The 931-nt window shown below is 45.9% G+C and carries 2 protein-coding genes; both read right to left on the bottom strand.

Annotation, left to right across the window (positions count from 1 at the left end; all coding sequences use genetic code 11):
- Positions 1 to 514: ISAon1 family transposase (locus ETF27_RS10230; RefSeq protein ID WP_193557218.1), on the bottom strand; the 514-nt coding region annotated here is incomplete at its 3' end.
- Complete coding sequence (locus ETF27_RS10235; protein ID WP_130828705.1) at positions 480 to 866, bottom strand: ISAon1 family transposase N-terminal region protein; 387 nt, start codon at positions 864 to 866, stop codon at positions 480 to 482. The genes ETF27_RS10235 and ETF27_RS10230, both read right to left, overlap by 35 nt.
- Positions 867 to 931: the final 65 nt, after the last annotated feature.

The raw sequence follows: 931 nt of genomic DNA on the forward strand, positions 1-931 counted from the left end.
CCTCCTCCATCTCGTCGTTTGCCTGCTGTATTGCATCCCAGCGGTGCTTGATACGCAATTCCTGTACAGCGTCGCATGCTAACTTTTGTACATGGAACCTATCGATTACACGCTTGGCATTGGGAAACGACCTTCTGACTATTTTGCGCATAGAGTCGGACAGATCCAGAGTGACTTCCTCAACAGAGGAGCGTTTCTCCTCATCAATCCTATCCAGTACTGCTATGACATCGTCTGACTTTGTACCTGCAACTACTGCCACGAGACTTCTTTCCCGTGTCCTTGCTGCACGGTTGGTCACGAAAGTGTACAGTTCGCCGTTAGACAGTGAAGTTTCATCAATAGCCAAAGAGGATCCGATGTTGTCAGGAAAGAGAAGCCACTCGTCGGCATGTTCTGCCTGGTCCCATTGACGGAAGCCGCTCAGAACTTCCTTGTATTGTTTCTCAAATGTATGTCCGTCAATATGATAGAAATCCTCAAGCGTAAGGCAGGTCACGGGGGATGTCTCCATACGTTTCTTTTAAAAAAGCTCCAAATTCCTTGGAGTAACGAGTGCCCTGAGCTACCATGTCTAAAGCGATGGGAAGCGTAAAGCTCTTGCCTGTGCGCAAGTCCGTCCATCGCCTGCGACGAATTTTCAATATAACCTTATGGTCTCGGATCGGAAAGTCAGTTATATTAACAGCTTCCATGAACCCTTTGGACTCGAAGTTGGCATCATCCGATAAAGTCTTGTCCATACGTTCGTCAAGACTAATATGAAACTCTGATCCGACCTCACGGACAGAAACGATAGTAAAAAACTGTAATATTTGAGTGGGCAACACAAGAGCTGCCAAGGTGCGTAACATATTTTCTTCCATGATGCGAAGGTCGGAATTATTAAGATAAATAACAAATTATTCCCCCAGTAAATTTCTACTGAGCC

This window comes from Prevotella brunnea (assembly GCF_008016795.1).
GTDB classification, from domain to species: Bacteria; Bacteroidota; Bacteroidia; order Bacteroidales; family Bacteroidaceae; genus Prevotella; species Prevotella brunnea.